General features: G+C 51.7%; 18 protein-coding genes. 5 read left to right on the top strand and 13 right to left on the bottom strand.

What is annotated here, in order from left to right; genetic code table 11:
- Positions 1 to 41 precede the first annotated feature (41 nt).
- Complete coding sequence (locus RTP97_RS04845) at positions 42 to 791, top strand: YoaK family protein (RefSeq protein WP_312411423.1); 750 nt, start codon at positions 42 to 44, stop codon at positions 789 to 791.
- Between the two features lie 61 nt (positions 792 to 852).
- Here RTP97_RS04845 and RTP97_RS04840 read toward each other — a convergent pair whose 3' ends face one another.
- The gene (locus RTP97_RS04840) at positions 853 to 1476 is read right to left on the bottom strand and encodes an NUDIX hydrolase (RefSeq protein ID WP_312411421.1); all 624 of its coding nucleotides are present in this window, start codon (positions 1474 to 1476) and stop codon (positions 853 to 855) included.
- Positions 1477 to 1956: 480 nt separating this feature from the next.
- Between RTP97_RS04840 and RTP97_RS04835 the strand changes: the two genes are divergently transcribed.
- The gene (locus RTP97_RS04835; protein WP_312411419.1) at positions 1957 to 2196 is read left to right on the top strand and encodes a hypothetical protein; all 240 of its coding nucleotides are present in this window, start codon (positions 1957 to 1959) and stop codon (positions 2194 to 2196) included.
- A gap of 921 nt (positions 2197 to 3117) precedes the next feature.
- Here the strand turns inward: RTP97_RS04835 and RTP97_RS04830 are convergent.
- A complete protein-coding gene (locus RTP97_RS04830; protein ID WP_312411417.1) occupies positions 3118 to 3723 on the bottom strand; it encodes a hypothetical protein in 606 nt (201 codons plus the stop codon).
- Positions 3724 to 4040: 317 nt separating this feature from the next.
- Here RTP97_RS04830 and RTP97_RS04825 point away from each other — a divergent pair, with 317 nt between their 5' ends.
- The gene (locus tag RTP97_RS04825; protein ID WP_312411415.1) at positions 4041 to 4253 is read left to right on the top strand and encodes a hypothetical protein; all 213 of its coding nucleotides are present in this window, start codon (positions 4041 to 4043) and stop codon (positions 4251 to 4253) included.
- Between the two features lie 97 nt (positions 4254 to 4350).
- Here RTP97_RS04825 and RTP97_RS04820 read toward each other — a convergent pair whose 3' ends face one another.
- Positions 4351 to 5250: a hypothetical protein gene (locus tag RTP97_RS04820; protein ID WP_312411414.1), complete on the bottom strand. Its 900-nt coding sequence runs from the start codon at positions 5248 to 5250 to the stop codon at positions 4351 to 4353.
- A gap of 323 nt (positions 5251 to 5573) precedes the next feature.
- On the opposite strand from RTP97_RS04820, the gene RTP97_RS04815 reads away from it, so the two are divergent.
- Entirely contained in the window at positions 5574 to 6509 is a 936-nt protein-coding gene (locus tag RTP97_RS04815) for a nucleotide-binding protein (protein WP_312411412.1), read from the top strand.
- A 224-nt stretch (positions 6510 to 6733) separates the two neighbouring features.
- Here the strand turns inward: RTP97_RS04815 and RTP97_RS04810 are convergent, their stop codons facing one another.
- The 6 genes from RTP97_RS04810 to RTP97_RS04785 all read right to left on the bottom strand — a co-directional run bounded on the left by RTP97_RS04810 (position 6734) and on the right by RTP97_RS04785 (position 12516).
- The gene (locus tag RTP97_RS04810) at positions 6734 to 7114 is read right to left on the bottom strand and encodes a hypothetical protein (protein WP_312411410.1); all 381 of its coding nucleotides are present in this window, start codon (positions 7112 to 7114) and stop codon (positions 6734 to 6736) included.
- A gap of 118 nt (positions 7115 to 7232) precedes the next feature.
- Positions 7233 to 8429: an alpha-hydroxy acid oxidase gene (locus RTP97_RS04805; protein WP_312411409.1), complete on the bottom strand. Its 1197-nt coding sequence runs from the start codon at positions 8427 to 8429 to the stop codon at positions 7233 to 7235.
- 37 nt (positions 8430 to 8466) lie between these two features.
- On the bottom strand, positions 8467 to 9717 hold the full coding sequence (locus tag RTP97_RS04800) for an NAD(P)/FAD-dependent oxidoreductase (protein WP_312411408.1): 1251 nt from the start codon (positions 9715 to 9717) through the stop codon (positions 8467 to 8469).
- A gap of 27 nt (positions 9718 to 9744) precedes the next feature.
- Positions 9745 to 10563 carry an ABC transporter permease gene (locus RTP97_RS04795; RefSeq protein WP_312411407.1) on the bottom strand — a complete coding sequence of 273 codons (819 nt, stop codon included), beginning with the start codon at positions 10561 to 10563 and terminating at the stop codon, positions 9745 to 9747.
- 1 nt (position 10564) lies between these two features.
- Entirely contained in the window at positions 10565 to 11419 is an 855-nt protein-coding gene (locus RTP97_RS04790) for an ABC transporter permease (RefSeq protein ID WP_312411405.1), read from the bottom strand.
- 65 nt (positions 11420 to 11484) lie between these two features.
- The gene (locus RTP97_RS04785; protein ID WP_312411404.1) at positions 11485 to 12516 is read right to left on the bottom strand and encodes an ABC transporter substrate-binding protein; all 1032 of its coding nucleotides are present in this window, start codon (positions 12514 to 12516) and stop codon (positions 11485 to 11487) included.
- Between the two features lie 259 nt (positions 12517 to 12775).
- On the opposite strand from RTP97_RS04785, the gene RTP97_RS04780 reads away from it, so the two are divergent.
- A complete protein-coding gene (locus RTP97_RS04780; protein ID WP_312411403.1) occupies positions 12776 to 13738 on the top strand; it encodes a LysR family transcriptional regulator in 963 nt (320 codons plus the stop codon).
- 34 nt (positions 13739 to 13772) lie between these two features.
- Here RTP97_RS04780 and RTP97_RS04775 read toward each other — a convergent pair whose 3' ends face one another.
- From RTP97_RS04775 to RTP97_RS04760, 4 genes are all read right to left on the bottom strand, one after another.
- Positions 13773 to 14702, bottom strand: coding sequence for a glyoxylate/hydroxypyruvate reductase A (locus RTP97_RS04775; protein ID WP_312411402.1), 930 nt, complete (start codon positions 14700 to 14702; stop codon positions 13773 to 13775).
- On the bottom strand, positions 14699 to 15148 hold the full coding sequence (locus tag RTP97_RS04770) for a type II 3-dehydroquinate dehydratase (protein ID WP_312411401.1): 450 nt from the start codon (positions 15146 to 15148) through the stop codon (positions 14699 to 14701). Before RTP97_RS04770 ends, RTP97_RS04775 begins: the two co-directional genes overlap by 4 nt.
- A 12-nt stretch (positions 15149 to 15160) precedes the next feature.
- Positions 15161 to 15775 (bottom strand): glutathione S-transferase N-terminal domain-containing protein, encoded by a 615-nt coding sequence (locus RTP97_RS04765; RefSeq protein WP_312411399.1) that lies wholly within the window; start codon positions 15773 to 15775, stop codon positions 15161 to 15163.
- A partial coding sequence (locus RTP97_RS04760; RefSeq protein ID WP_312411396.1) for a zinc-binding dehydrogenase occupies positions 15772 to 16402 on the bottom strand: 631 nt, incomplete at its 5' end. The genes RTP97_RS04765 and RTP97_RS04760, both read right to left, overlap by 4 nt.

The following is a 16402-nucleotide window of genomic DNA, read 5'->3' as shown; positions in this document are numbered from 1 at the left end:
AGCTTAATGATTTAGCTGAAGTTGGTAACCGGAGGTTATCTTTGCTGATTAAACTGAAAAGAACACGTTCGCACAATGAGGACCGCAAGCTGGCCCTGTGGTTGGCTACAGCGGCAGGCTTGCTAAATGCCATCGCACTGGGTGCCTTTGGCTTCTTTCCCTCCCACATGACCGGTAACACCTCACAGCTCTCCAGCGAAGTCTCCAACACGGACCTGCGGGACGTGCTGTTTTTTAGCGCCATCATCATAGCCTTTGTCAGCGGGGCGGTTCTGGCCCGCATCATTGTGCTATGGGGGATCGTGCATAACTGTCGGCTGATTTTCTGTCAGATTCTGTTCGTTGAGGGCCTATTCCTGACCGGGATCTCGCTGTATGAGATCTACTTTCATGCATTCTCATCGAACCGGGAGATAATTGTCGTTCTTTGCGGCCTGATGGGCCTGCATAACTCAACCTCCACGCAGCTCTCCGGCGGCCGGGTCAGATCGACACATATTACCGGTACGTTGACCGATGCGGGGATCTCGCTGGCATCGGTGCTGGCAGCCATGCTACGCCGGGATTTCTCCAAAGATAGCGCCGCGCAGAGGAGTCAACTCAAGACCCATCTCACAACGATCTTCTCATTTCTAACTGGCGGCATTGCGGGCCTGTTCCTGTTCAGATGGTTTGGCTTTACGGCCATGTCGGCAGTCGGCGTGGTGCTGATGGCGATTGCTGCGCTGTCGATTATTAGCGTTACCGTCCGGGTTAGAAAAGCACGCACGGCGATGCGCGGGATACCGTAAGTTAGCCAGATGTCGGGCAGCGCTTCGCTTGCCCGACTTGCAATAGCTGCCGGAAAATACCCTAATCGAACCAGGTTGGACGTTCTGACGTGGCGATGTCCATACTGACTTTAATTTGCTCGGGCACGATCCTTGTCAGCGACAGTTCCGGCAGCTCGTTAATGTCAAAAAAACCAATATCGGTGGATTCGTGGCTTAAGGCCAGGCTTCCACCGATCTCTTCACACAGGAAGATATGCTTGTAAACATGCCAGGGGTAGGGTGGATGTCCATTAAGGTTGCGATCCCACACGCCCAGCAGTTTTGTCACTTTTACGCTGAGCCCGGTTTCTTCTTTAACTTCGCGGCTCACGGCTATCGATGGCGTATCGCCAACGTCGGCCCAACCACTAGGCAAACTCCATAAACCATCGTCAGCTTCGCGGACCAGCAGAACTTTGCCTTCGCGAAGGATAAACGCACGAACGTCCGTTTTCGGCGTAGCGTAGCCAACTTCAGAAACGTGATTCCACGTCTTAGCATCAATGTCAAAGCGGGAGCCGATCAGCTCAACGGCCATTTGCTGAAGGGTTTCATAGCGTTCACGATCGAAAACATCTTTTGCATACGTAAGCCCGGTCTGGGCGATAGCGTTGAGCTGTTGTGCGAGAACGGTGATATCAATAACTTTTTGATCGTTCGACATAGATCTTTCCTCGGGCTTGTCGTTATGGTTCGTTCAGGGAATGACAAAGAAAGGTGATGATAGTCATGTTGGGCTGACGAAGAGAAGGGGAACAATGCTGATTCTTAAGAATTAACCGGGATGGGTTAAGCAGCCTGTGGGAGCTCAATATGCAATTTAACATAATATACATTATGCGCACTAAGGTTATGGTTCCCATATTCTAATGTCACTTTCTATCCATTTAGTGATGTCACTTTTTCTGGCATAAAGGCTCATGCCATGGAGACATCAGGATGCTAGTAACTATGTCAGATAAAAAACTGAGCCGGATTAACGTCATTCAGTCAGTTATTGAAAAGCGTATGATCCGGCGTGGGCGTGATGCCGCCCGTCAGCTGAAAGTTGCGAATAGTCCAACTGTGCGTTAAATATTAAGATAAGCCATGCATGTTGTGGCGAGACCCCTCTGAATTCCTATATATAGGTATGCAACCACAAATGAGCGCAATGAAAAAAGGTGTTAAAAAAGTGGCAGTAGCTACGCTTGAAACTAAAGATCAGCTTTGTGCAAATATGATTGATGCCGGTGTCGACCCTAAACAGGCTCTGCTTGCTTCTACCGTAGCAACGGTGGGCCACATTGATAGTATCATTGACCGTGTTCTTGGTAATCAAAGTGCGGCTGACATCACGCATGGTTTATCTGAGGTCGGGCGCGGTACTCGTCCACTCAACTGATCACAGAGGCCGCGCAAGCGGCCTTTCTTCACCTCCGTTTTCTCATGAAATCTGGCGTACTCGGCCCCCCGCAGAACGCCAGAATTCACGTAGCGCACGCTCTCCCTTCTCTCTCTCCGTCAGCCTGGACACAACTGTAATTCTGTCCAGTGCTGGAACTTATCCAGACGCAGCTGCGCGGCCAGATTAAAATCTGCTGGCATCTTTCCACATAATCAGTACTGTAAAAGTGCCGTGATACCGTGTCGCCCGGTCATTTTTATGTAACCGTTTGGCCGCTACCATTCAGTACTTTTACTGTTTTTATTCATATTTTTTTCCGCAACTCGCAAAAAATCATTATTCCGTGCATTTTCGGCGAAAATCTTTTAATTCCCCCTAAATGCTTCAATCGTTGCCCATCTTTGCCAAACTTCACACCCTTGCATTTCAGCGTCCGAAGTTGGCAAAAAAATAACCTACAATTATCAATAGCTTACCTAAGCCATGATCTAAACATAAATCCATATAGCGGCGAGATACTTGCCCTGAAATAAAATCCGGTATTCGGATGGATTTAGGGCCATCTGCCCGCCATATAGCTTTATAAGCTGATACATATACATTTCCTTATTATCAGTACTGTAAAAGTGCCGTGATACCGTGTCGCCCGGTCATTTTTATTTCACCGTTTGCCCGCTACCATTCAGTACTTTTCGTCCTGCTGGCATATGCTCCATTGCAGCTACGCGGCCAGCCTGAAATCTGCTGGCATACTCTGCGCCCGGTGCGCCGGTGCGGTCGCTGAGCTGCTGGCAAGCCATCCTGTTTTCATTTTCCCGCTACTTGGACACAACAGTCATTCTGTTCAGCCAAAACAGAACTGGACAGTAGAGCTATTCCTATGAGCTGTCTCTCAGGGCAGCAATAAGTCAGCTTTTATTATAAGTGCAGCCCCAATGCTTTATTGATAGCATCTTTAGTCTGATTAGGCAAAGATTTCGGCCCTCCCATTACATTACCGTGGACCACCTCCCCCATATCCACATATAACGCCTTTTCAGGAAGTATTATACTAGCACCGTCGGTGAAAAATAAAGCGAGACCTTGTATCCCTATATTAACTAATAAGTTAAGAGGGGCAATTTGTCTCGCGCATTCTTTAGCTTTCTCAGCTAGGGCTTGTGGGACCTTATTTTTTAAACTATCAATTTCTTTATTTTTTTCTGAATTCTCACTATTGATTGAGTCTTCTCTTTGTTGGATATCAGCTATTACAGAGTTATGCGCTGTAATTTGCTCAATCTTCTTTTCAGCTCCTAAACTAGTATCTTTAGTTATTAGCACGATATTTTCCTGCTCAATCTTACGCGCAGCCTGAAGTTTGACTGCTTCAACTTGCGCATTCTTCTGCCATAACAGAGCGTCACCCAACTGTGTGTCAACCGCACTCATATCTTTATACAATTGATCATCACAATATTCGGCCTTTACTATCGTTGTAGATAGTAAAAATAAAAGAAAGGCAAATATAAACTGATGTTTCATGATTATCTCCAGATTGGTATGATACACATGTATTATTTTAAGATTTACATTGAGGGCTTCGATAAGAGTTTTCTATTATTTCGAATAAAAAGATCATACATTCACCTTAGTGAATTTTTATAATCGGCATGGTTCTTTCTCGCTAAATCTGGCGTACTCAGTCCCCGGCAGAACGCCAGAATTCACGTAGCGCACGCTCCCTCTTCTCTCTTCTCCTCTACCTGGACACAACAGTAATTCCGTCCAGTTCTGCTGGCTGCGCGGGATCTCGCCTGGTATAGTGATACCACGGCAAAACGCTATTACAGGGATAACGGATGGAAATCACGGCTCAGCAGTTTGTCACATCAACGGGGCGGCAAGTGCTTACAGACAACGGCCAGCAGGGTATGGGCGGCGTTGCGGGGGTCGGCTCCACGACTGAAAAGCATCAGGGGCGCGTCGCGGAAGCGATTTTTGCGAACTGCGCGGAACTGGATAACGGCCAGCTTAACGAGATCATCGAATGGATTCGGCTCTATCAGCGTTGAATGCCACCATCAGGCCGCGCCAGCGGCCTTTTTTATGCTCCTCATTTAATTCTTCCGGCAGTTAGACATACAGCCTATTATGTCCAGAAATCCTGACTTAATGAGAGCTTGATACAAGGTTCAAATTTGATACTTCAGCGCTATAATTAATTGATGTTTTTTGTCGAAAATCGATTAAAGTTGGCACTTCTATAATATGCGCCTGCACTAATGCGCCAATTGTAGTTAGCACGGTTAAAAATAAAATAGCAAAAGTAAGCCACCCCATAAGCTTTTGGCTTGCTAACTGCTGGTCATATCTGTTTTCTTCCAGCTCATAACGGGTAATTGTTTCGATAGCCTTACCCGTAACAAAATATCGATACTGCTCTTTCCTTAACTCCCCTGTTATCTCTAAAGAATCTAAATTCAGCTGAAGTTTCTTTCTATATATTGCTGCTTTTGGATGGGTATACCATAAATGCGTGTGCATATGAGTAAATAACTCATTGGCAGTTATTGAGTATTGTGCATCTGTTGTACTTACATGACAGTCTATTATCACTCTCAGAATACCGATTCTTTCATGAACTATTAAATCCTTTTTAGCAAAACGATATCTGATAAACCAGTTTTTCAGCCTTGCAATTTTCGCCACTAAATATATTAATTTTGTCACACCTTTGATGAAATACTCTTCTATTGAGTAGAATCTTATTTCATATAATCCATAGTAATGGATTATCTCCGGATGAAAATGATTAAGTTCTTCGTATCTAAGTCTAACCTCCTTATCAAACTTATATTTATCTTCATCCCATTCTTGAGCTATGACACAGCCTTCCTCAATTCGGTCAATCAAATAAAGAGGATCGCCATCATTATTATATAGGTAAATCACAAAAGCATTAACAAGTTTTCCTTTCTCTCCACTCCTGGGCATAATGGATGGAGCTGGCAATGTCAGCATTTTCGGTAAATATCTTTGCCACAATTTTATCTTTAACGAATTTTTCATATTTCACTCTACTTAAATTGGTGAATGATTTACATTGATGAGTTATTACATCAGCCATTCTAACACTGAGCTACATCTGACAAAAGCAGCAGCCGCGCTTACCTGTAACTGGCTTTCATGACTCCTGCCGCACATGTCCCTTTACACATTCACAAATGCCACCGTTCTGGCTGTCTGCGCTTTCTGCTATGAATCCGGTCAGGCTTACCGCCCTGAAAGAGAGCAAAGACAGCTAAGGAGCTGTTCATGAGCGTTTTTAACGTGGATCTTAAACCTTAAGTGCTGCTAAAATCCAGCTATTCCCCTTTCATTCAGAGTTGTGTATGAATACTAAATTAAACAAAATTATCGATATTGTAGATTCTTATATTTCGCTTTGCTTACTGGTAGTGACTCAAGATTACAATAATCAATATAAACATCTTTTCGAGTATCGAAAGCGCTGGGAAACTTTAATGGCTTATGAAACTATGCTAGATTTACCTATCTGGATTAAGCATTCTCCAAATGTTACTCATGCTCACTCGGCTATTAAAACCAAATGCGGAACCGGGGAAGGATCATGGGGTAGAAGAAATAAATTTTTAGATGAAACCCGAAACCAGATAATTGACAGCTATGAAAAAAACTGTGCATCAAAAAACAAATCTTCTTCTGCTATTAATCTGGCAGACTATAATCCAAAGCCTCTGGCTTCGCTAGATCAGACACGTTCTACTTTAACGGATAAAGAAAAAGCAACTACTTCCATGAATCAGGGTATACCTTCAAAACGTATTGTTGAAACCATAGCAGAAGTGGTTAAAAATCCACAGGATAATTTTAAGACTCAGGGCACACCAATGAAAAAGAAAGTCTTTATCGTGCACGGACATGATGAAAAGTTAAAGTATGAGGTATATCAATTTCTGATTGAAGAAGATTTTGAACCCGTTATTCTGCATCTTCAGGCTAACGATGGTGACACGATTATTCAAAAGCTGGAGCGTTACTTTAAAGATATTTCATATGCTATTGTTCTCTATACAGCTTGCGATGAAGGACGCTCTGTTAAAGAAACGGATTATCGTCCCCGAGCCAGACAAAACGTCGTCTTTGAGCATGGTTATCTTATATCCAAGCTGGGGCGTGAATATGTAACCGCGCTGGTCAGTGACGGGGTGGAAACACCCGGTGATATGTCCGGCGTTGTATATATTCAGGAATCGGCAGACTGGCGTTACTCTCTTTTAAGAGAACTAAAAAAACTCAAACAATAAGGCACTGTCATTTCCTTTAACCTGTGTACCCAGGATCACAGAAGAAAGTGCGTCTGTACTTTCTTCATGTGCATTTTTTAAGCACACCGTTCTTCTGCACAGGATAACGCCTTCTCGTAAAATCTGGCGTACTCAGCCCCCGGCAGAACGCCAGAATTCACGTAGCGCACGCTCTCCCTTCTCTCTCTCCGTCAGCCTGGACACAACTGTAATTCTGTCCAGTTTTAGCGATTACCGTCTCCCAAAAACCAGAATGAGGGCTTTTCGTTCATTACCTCAATTGCAGCTTTCTCAAGAAGTAGTTCTTCGCTGGCAAGACATTGAAACTTATACAAAGTTTCTTTAGCCATTGTCCGGATTGGGGCTTTTTCCTCGCGGTCAGCTGTCCCCATTGCGCATGCATGTGAAACAGCATAGTAAGCATCAAAGGTCAGCTCTCTCATAGTATTACTTTTGCAAGTAAGGGATAACGTTTCATGTTGCCTTGTAAGCTTCATGTAATCATCTCCATCTGGCTTGAAATCGGTGATAATATATCTCTGCATCAGCATTAATATTACAAAATGCATTATATATGTACAAAAAATGCCATCCATTTTGGACATTTAGGCACTATCGGAAAAAGTGTCCAGTAAATATTTCGGGTGATCGTATTTAATTTTGTTGACCTCCTGAATGAACTGTGAGCCTGCTCAGAGCTTGATTCTGGATTCCTTGAGCGCGCTAAACGCATCTGCCAGAAAATGTGTGATTTCTGCCTGGGCTGGGGTATCTGAACATTACGCTCTGCCGCAGGATCCCGGCATCAATCGATGCGACATGCGTCTTGCCGCAGAACGCCATCGACAAATCGAACTCATTACGAATGATATTCAGTGCCATTGTGACACCCTCCTCCCCCAGCGCCCCTAATCCATACAGCATACTACGCCCGATATAGGTTCCTTTTGCACCGAGCGCAATCGCTTTTAGCACATCCTGTCCGGAACGTATCCCGCCGTCGAAATGCACTTCAATGCGATCGCCTACCGCTGCGACAATCTCCGGCAGTACGGTAATCGATGAGGACACGCCATCCAGCTGACGCCCGCCGTGATTGGAGACAATCAGCGCATCCGCGCCCGCCTCTACCGCCAGACGCGCATCGTCTGCATCCATAATGCCTTTCACGACAAGCTTGCCGCCCCAGCGCTGCTTTATCCACTCAATATCCTGCCAGGAGAGCCGCGGATCAAACTGCTGGGCTGTCCACTCTACCATCGCGTCGATATTATCAACGCCGCTGGCGTGGCCAATGATATTGCCGAAGTTACGGTTGCGCGTGGCGAGCATATTGCGACACCAGCGAGGTTTGCCGGCAATATTAAGCAGGTTGCGCAGCGTCATTTTTGGCGGCGTCGACAGGCCATTTTTGATGTCTTTATGGCGCTGACCAAACACCTGTAAGTCCATAGTGACGACCAACGCGCCGCAATTTGCCGCTTTTGCGCGGTCGATAAGGTTGGCGACGAACTGGCGATCGCGCATGACGTAAAGCTGAAACCAGAATGGATGGTAATCCGTCGCCTGCGCCACCGCTTCAATCGAACAAATACTCATTGTGGAGAGCGTAAAAGGAGTGCCAAACTTTTTTGCCGCGCGCGCCGCAAGAATTTCACCGTCAGGATGGATCATGCCGGTTAAGCCGGTGGGCGCAATCGCCACCGGCATCGCAACGGCCTGGCCGAGCATCACGCTAGCGGTGCTGCGCCCGGCAATATCGACCGCCACGCGCTGGCGAAACTCAAGGCGTCGTAAATCGGCTTCGTTGGCGCGATAGCTATATTCGGTCCATGACCCTGCATCGACATAATCGTAAAACATTTTTGGCACCCGCTTACGTGCCAGCTGCCGTAACTCTTCGATACAGGTTATGGTCATATCCATTATCCAATAAAAAAGGGCTAAATAACGGTTACTACGATTTAACGTAATCGGTATAGGCGTTCTGCAACGCAATATGATCGGCAATATATTTGGCGTCGTGCCATACGCCGTAAATAAACGATGAAGCGCGGTTTACCAGGTTCGGCAGGCCGATGAAATAAATACCCCGCTCGGCGGAAATACCGCGTTTATGAAACGGCAACCCTTTTTCGTCGAATGCTTCAACCTGCAGCCAACTGAAATCAAATTTAAAGCCGGTTGCCCAGATAATTGTGGTAATGCCCGCGGCGGCAATATCCAGTTGCGTAAGCGGACTGATCAGGCAGCTCGGATCGGGCAACAGCTCCCAGGCCTGTGGCTCCGGCGGCAGATCCAGCCCGTTGCGCTCAATGTAGGCATCGGCATCGCGTAGTACGTCGAAATAAGCTTTATCACCCTCGGCGATATTCTCAGCCAGGCCTTCAGCGAAGTGCAGCACGCCGTTATCCCAGCTTTTGGTAATGCCGACAAGCGTAATGCCCATATGCGCCAGGCGACGGAAATCCACGGTTTTGCCACCCTCATAACCGCTCACCGCAAAGGCCACGTGCTCTCTCTTCGGCTTGATTTTAACTTCGTCCCACAGGCCAAGCGCGCCAAGCCACCAGCAGTAATCACGGTCGCGGTAAGCGCGCGGCGGACGGTAATGTTCGCCAACCGAAAGATAAACGTCGCGCCCCGCCTTACGCAGCTCTTCGGCGATTTGCGTACCGGATGCCCCTGCCCCCACCACCATCACACCGCCTGCAGGCAACTGCTGCGGGTTTTTATAAACGGAGGAGTGGATCTGCTGCACCCCGGCGCTCTCCGGCACAATCTGCGGAAATGACGGCTTCTGGAACGGTCCCGTGGCGGCAACTACGTTATCGGCTTCAAATTCACCGGCTGACGTCACCACCTTGAACCCGCTGCGCCCTGTCAGGCGCTCTACCCTATGCACCTCTACGCCGGTGCGTACTGGCGCCTTAAGCATCGTCACATAATCTTCGAAGTACTGCGCCATACGCTCTTTCGGCGGAAAGGCCTCCTGGGAGATATTGTCGAATCTAAGCGATGGGAAACGGTCATGCCAGGCGGGTCCGTTCGCCACCAGCGAATCCCAGCGCTCGGAGCGCCAGCGTTCAGCGATGCGGCTGCGCTCAAGAACAACGTGCGGCACCCCCATTAGCGCCAGATGTTCACTCATGGCAATACCGGCCTGACCGGCACCCACAATCACAGTATTAATTTTTTCTACTGACATAATAGATCCCTAAAAATTAACAGTTTATTAATGGCTGGCTTCAACGTTTAATACTTTGCCAAGCCCTAAAAACTTATTAGCAATAATTAACAGCGTGGCGGTGACGGCAATATAGATGACCGACAAGGCAGCCAGCGTCGGGTCGGCAAATTCACGCACATAGTTGTACATCGCCACCGGTAAGGTCTGCGTCGCCTGGGTGGTAATAAACAGCGACGCGGTAAATTCATTAAAGGAGAGAATGGCGGCAAACAGCCAGCCGCCGAACAGGCCCGGCAATATCAGCGGTACGGTGATGGTCAATACGACGCGCAGCGGCGATGCGCCAAGGCTTGCCGCCGCCAGCTCAATCCGCTGTTCGAGGTTTTTTAGCGACACATAGACGCTGCGCAGCACAAACGGCAGCACCAGCACGACGTGGCAGAAGATCACCAGCGGATAGCCGCGCCCCAGGTTGAGCTGTGACACCAGCATCAGCAGGCCCAGACCAATAGTGAAATGCGGGATAAACAGGGGCGACAGCAGAATGCCTTCCAGCACCTGCTTGCACGGAAATGAGTAGCGCTCAATGGCAATCGCCAGCGCGGCGCCCACGATCACCGCCAGCGACGATGCCCATGCGGTAACAATCAGCCCGGACCAGAAGCCGTGACGAAAATCATCGTAACTCACCGCTCGTTCGAACCAGCGCAGCGACCAGCCTTTCGGCGGGAAGAACAGCACCGAGGTGCTGCTAAACGCGGAGATAAACACCACGATGGTCGGCAGCAGCACAAAGATAAGAATAGCGGCGACCAGCAGGCGGCCCGCCAGCGTCATCAGTTTGTCGTTCATCGAACGGGTCATATTAATGCTCTCCCATCGCGTGCAGGAATCGGGTCATGCGTTTCAGCGCCATCAGTAACAGGATGGTCAGGATCAAACCGGCAATGCTTAACGCGGCGGCAAACGGGAAGTTCATCGACGAGAAACCCAGCTGGTAGACCATGGTCGCCACGGTGCTGACCCGTCCGCCACCAATCAGCTGCGGCGTGGCGAAGGCGCTGAAGGTCCAGGCGAACGCGGTGGTCAGGCTGGAAACAATGCCGGGGATAGAGAGCGGAATGGTCACCGTCAGCAAGGTGCGGAGCGGGCCTGCCCCGAGACTGGTGGCAGCTTTCTCATAATCGGGGTTAATGTGCGATAGCGCGGTGGCCAACATCAGCACCATGATCGGCATGGTGACATGCACCAGCGCCACCACTACGCCAGTTTGCGTAAACATAAACTGAACAGGAGTTGAGATGAGGCCCATCGCCAGCAACAGGCTATTCAGAAAGCCGCTGTTGCCCAACACGATGATCCATGAATAGGTGCGCACCACTTCGCCGAGAAACAGCGGCGTAATGGCGATAATCAGAATAGTGGATTTGATCCACGTGGTGCGGGTGCGTACCAGGGCGTACGCCAGCGGATAACTCATCAGCAGGCCAAAAATAGCGGTTTTAGCGCTAAGCATGACCGTGTTGATAAAGGCATCAGCATAGATGCTTTTAAGCAGGCCGTTAAAGTTCGCCAGCGTGAATCCGCCCACGTCGAGCGAGCCGGGAATATAGGCGCGCACGCTATATTGCATCACCGCCAACATCGCGATAACCAGCCCAAACGCGGTCAGCGTGGCGGGAATAATGAACCAGGGTAAAAATGTCGATTTTCTCGTCATAGACGTTGCTGCCTGAGTAGTGTGTTACCGGTAGAAACGGGGCGGCCCGCAAGCCGCCAGGTCAATCAATGAGACATGATGTTTTCAGAGAACCACTGACGCCACTCTGCGGTCTTCTCGGCGCGCAGCTGCGGATCGGTATTGATGGTGGCGTTCCACTGCTCAGGCGTGGTCAACATACCCGGCAGCTTCGCCAGCTCGGGGTCGATATGGGCGTTGGTCACCGTTGGGCTGCCGTGATAAATCTTCGCCACCTGCTGCTGGATCTCCGGCTTCAGGGCGATATTGATGAACTTATACGCGAGGTCGGCCTTGCGGGTGCCTTTGTTAATGCCAACGGTATCGACGCCGAGCACCGCGCCCTCTTTCGGCATCGCCAGCTTGATGTTTACCCCTTCGGCAATCATGTGGTAGGCGTTCATCGACAGCATCACCTGCACGGGCGTTTCGCCGGTGGAGATCAGCTGCTGGCTATTAGCGTCATCGGTATAGAAGGATTTGATGTTCGGGATAAGCGCTTTTAACTTCGCCTGGCCCTGCTCCCAGTGCGCCGCATCGGTGCCGGATAGTTTGGCGGAAACCGCAATGATATGGCTCGGATCCCAGTCAGGCAGCGCCAGCGTCCCTTTCAGCTCCGGCTTCCACAGATCGTTCCAGCTCTCAAAGGTCTCGCCTTTCGCCACCATATCTGGACGATAGCCGATAGTGTAAACGTAGCCCCATACGCCGAGGTGATAAGGGCTGACTTTCGCCTGCTGCACCAGGTTCGCCGCGTTCGGGATTTTGCTCATATCGAGTTGTTCAAACAGGCCAGAGTTGGCGTACAGATAGCCCACATGTGCCGTCGTAAAGGTCACGTCCGTTTCCGGCGAGCCGCCCGCCAGTTTGGCTTTGTTCAGGCGATCGATGGTGCCGCCCGTAACAAACTGCACCTCCACGCCGGTCTCTTTGGTAAATTCTTTGGCGATGGTCTCATCAATCAGATCCTTAAAACCGCCGCCCCAGGTGCTGACAATCAGCTTATCCGCGGCCATCGCATGACCTGCGGTCAACACGCTCGTGGTCAACAACGTTAAGGCACAAATCTTACGCAACATATTCTCATCCCCAATGCATGAAATGGCTGTGGTAGCAATCTGAAACCCGGCGCGCCAACGCGGTGCGAACGGTGTTCCCTGGTGTGAAATCACTATGCCGTTGCGAGCCGGTTCGGTAAAACAGCCTTTTCCTCGTCGTTGCGTCAGGATTTCTGATGCAATAAAAATGACCCTGCTTTGGCATAAGAAATGCAAGAAACCTGCACTATTAGAATGACTGACGCGACATGATTGCGTCAGCGATCTCAGGAGAACCTGCATGCTCAGTCGCATCACCCAGCGTCAGCTGGAATATTTTGTCGCTTCCGGAGAGGCTGGCAGCATCATCGGCGCATCGGAACGTATCCACGTCTCATCGCCGTCAATCTCTGCCGCTATAACCCACATTGAATCTGAATTGGGCGTACAGCTGTTCGTGCGGCATCATGCGCAGGGCGTGTCGCTGACGGCCATCGGTCATCAGGTACTGAAGGAGGCGAAGCTCATTCTGGAGCAGATGATGAACCTCTATACCATTGCGTCGGAATCCATGAACAATGTGCGCGGCCCGCTGCGCGTGGGCTGTCTCGATACGCTGGCACCCATGCTGACGCCGGAACTGGTGTTCGGCTTTGGTCGCGCGTTTCCGGGCGTGCGCATTACGCTCGTGGAAGGCCACCATGAACAGCTGCTGAAACAGTTGCGCACTGCCGATATCGACATCGCCCTGACTTACGATTTAGTCCCTGCTAACGACATCACGTTTACCTCGCTGGCGCAGCTGCCGCCGTATGTGATGGTGGGTGAACATCATCCGCTGGCGACGCAATCGGCGGTGACAATTCAGGATCTGGCGACAATGCCGATGGTTCTGCTGGATATGCCGTGGAGCCGCGACTATTTCCTCGGGCTATTTAGCGAGGCGGGCGTCACGCCGAATGTGGTCATGCGCTCCGGCAACATGGAGGTGGTGCGTGCAATGGTGGCCAACGGCGTCGGGTTTGGTATCGCTAACGTGCGGCCGAAAGCGCATCTCTCCCAGGATGGCAAACGCCTGATTCGCGTGCGGCTGGCGGGGGTGAACAGACCGATGCAGCTGGGTTACGCCACCGTGGCCCATACGCAGCACTCTATGGTGGTAAATGCTTTCGCCGAGCGCTGCCGCATGTTTATCTCTGACCAGTACATCCCCGGCATGGCGGCACCCAGCTATTTCGATCCGCAGGTGGTGAGGGTGGCGTGACGCCGTCACCTCTCCTCCCGGCGCGGGTATAGGATCAATACCCGCGCGCCGGGAACACTTGATTGGTTACCGGTTCGCCGCGTGCGGCGCGCTGGATGTTCTCTGCAACCTGCTGCGCGGCACTGGCGGGAATGGCAACGGATGCAAGATGCGGCGTGATCAGCACATTATCCATGCGCCACAGCGGATCGTCCGGCGGTAGCGGTTCGCGGTCAAACACATCCAGCGTGGCTTCCGCAATCCGCCCGGTGCGTAACGCATCCGTCAGCGCCGCCTGGTCGACAATCGCCCCACGCGATACGTTGATGAACGCCGCGCCAGGCGGCAGGCGCGCCAGCCGTTCTGCGCTAAGCAGGCCCGCCGTGTGTGGCGTGAGAGGCAGCATGACCACTAAAATGTCGCTCTGGCTGAGAAAATCATTCAGCGATTCCAGTCCGCTGCTACAGCAAACACCCGCAATCGCTTTTTGCGAACGCGACCAGCCGCGCACGTCGAAACCCTGTCGCGCCAGCTCCTGCGCCGCATACCCGCCCAACTCCCCCAGCCCCAGCACGCCGACACGGACGCTGGAGGGCGTGCGCGGATGCACATAGTGCCAGCGCTGTTCACGCTGCGCGCGCTCGAACGCCGGAATGTCGCGGGCGTAGCGCAGCACCGCAAAAAGCACATAGCCGGCCATCATGCGCGCCATATCTGGGTCGGACAGGCGAATAATCGGGATATCCGGCAGATCGTCACGCCCGACCAGGGAGTCGACGCCCGCGCCAAGATTCACCAGCAGTCTGAGATTGCGGTATGGCGCAAAGAAACCCTGCGGCGGTTGCCATGCCAACGCATAGTGCACGTCATCAGGATTTTGCACCGTTTCGGCGCGGCAAATCGTCACGCCGGGCAAATAGGGTGCAAGTAAAGCTGACCACTCGTCAAAGCTGTCGAATTCGCTGTAAAACACAAGGGTGCTCATGCGACGCGGGCCTCCATCAGGTTGACCACCGCATCAATCGCCAGCTCGTACCCCATCGCGCCCAGCCCGGCGATCACGCCGGTTGCCGCTTTCGACACCATGGAGTGGTGACGGAACGGCTCGCGCTTCCAGATGTTGCTCATATGCGCTTCGACGATTGGGCCGTCAAACATCAGCAGCGCATCAAGGATCGGCACGGACGTGTAGGTCAACCCCGCCGCGTTGATAATCAATCCCGCCGCGTTCTGTCGTGCCTCCTGAATCCAGTCGACCAGTACGCCCTCATGGTTACTCTGGCGAAAATGCACTATCACCCCGTGCGATTCGGCGCGACGCTGACAGCGCTCGCCGATGCTGACAAAACTTTCGCTGCCATAGGTGCCGTTTTTATCCAGCCCATACAGATTGGCGTTCGGCCCGTTGAGAAAATAGATCTGCTGTGACATGCAAGCTCCTGATTAAACGTACGGACGCGTAGCGACCATGGCCGGATGCGCATCGAAAACGGCGAACCATGCGGCGGTCAGCGGGTGACCGGCGCGCCAGTTGAGTTCGGCAAAGCGGAAGTCGAGATAACCCAGCGCGCAACCGATGGCAATCAGCCCGATATCGTGGGGTTGATCGCTAAAACCGCTGGCCTGACGTTCAACTTCCGCCAGTGCGGCGGCGACTTTTTTCAGCTGCGCGTCGGCCCAGCTCCGCCACTGTTTCTCGGGCGGGCGAGCGCTGAATTCATAGCGCGCCAGCAGCGCGGCATCAATAACGCCATCGCCCAACGCCTGACGCGCAAGGCTCTGCCAGCGCGCATCACCGTCTTGCGGGAATAAACTGCCCTGCGCGCGTGCGTTGAGGTATTCGCAAATGACCCGGCTGTCGTAGAGGCAGATCCCGCTTTCGGTACGCAGCGCCGGGACTTTAGCCAGCGGATTAAACGCAGCGATACGTTCGTCGCGCTCTATGGGATGCGCAGCGGACTCAAGCCGGTCTATCTTCTCAGCAAGACCCAATACCGTCGCGCATACCATCACTTTACGCACGTAGGCGGACGTCGTGGCGAAATAGAGTTGCATCATAACGCGACCTCCAGCAGCACTTTGCCGATGTTGGCGTTGGCCTCCAGAATGCGATGTGCATCGGCGGCCTGCACTAACGGCACGGTTTGATAAACAATGGGCGAGATTTTGCCGGCGGCGATGAGCGGCAGGAGATGTTTGCTAATGCACTGCGCCAGCCGCGCCTTCTCGGCATCACTCTTTGGGCGCAGGGTTGAGGAGGTCAGGATCAGCCCTTTACGCATCACCTGTTGCAGGTCGAGTTCAATCTTCGCGCCCTGCATAAATGACAGGCTGACATGACGCCCGCCTGATGCTAACACGCTCAGGTTGCGCGCAACGTAGTCGCCGCCAACGTTATCCAGCACCACATCCACGCCGCGCCCCTGAGTTTCCTCAAGGATAACCGCGACGAAATCTTCGCTGTGGCGATCAATGGCGCGCCAGACGCTGAGCCGTCGCAGCGCTGCTGCCTTTTCAGCCCCGCCTGCCGTCGCCACGACCCGCGCCCCGCACGCCTGCGCGCACTGAATGGCAAACGTCCCCACGCCGCTGGCCGCCCCGTGGATCAGCACGGTTTCGCCGGGCTGCAAACGCCCCAGTTCAAACAGGTTATGCCACACGGTAAAGGCCGCTTCCGGCACGCCC

It is taken from the genome of Pseudescherichia sp., from assembly GCF_031998825.1.
Classification (GTDB): domain Bacteria; phylum Pseudomonadota; class Gammaproteobacteria; order Enterobacterales; family Enterobacteriaceae; genus Pseudescherichia.
The sequence above is the reverse complement of the archived record's forward strand: the minus strand, read 5'-3'. Positions and strand labels throughout refer to the sequence as shown.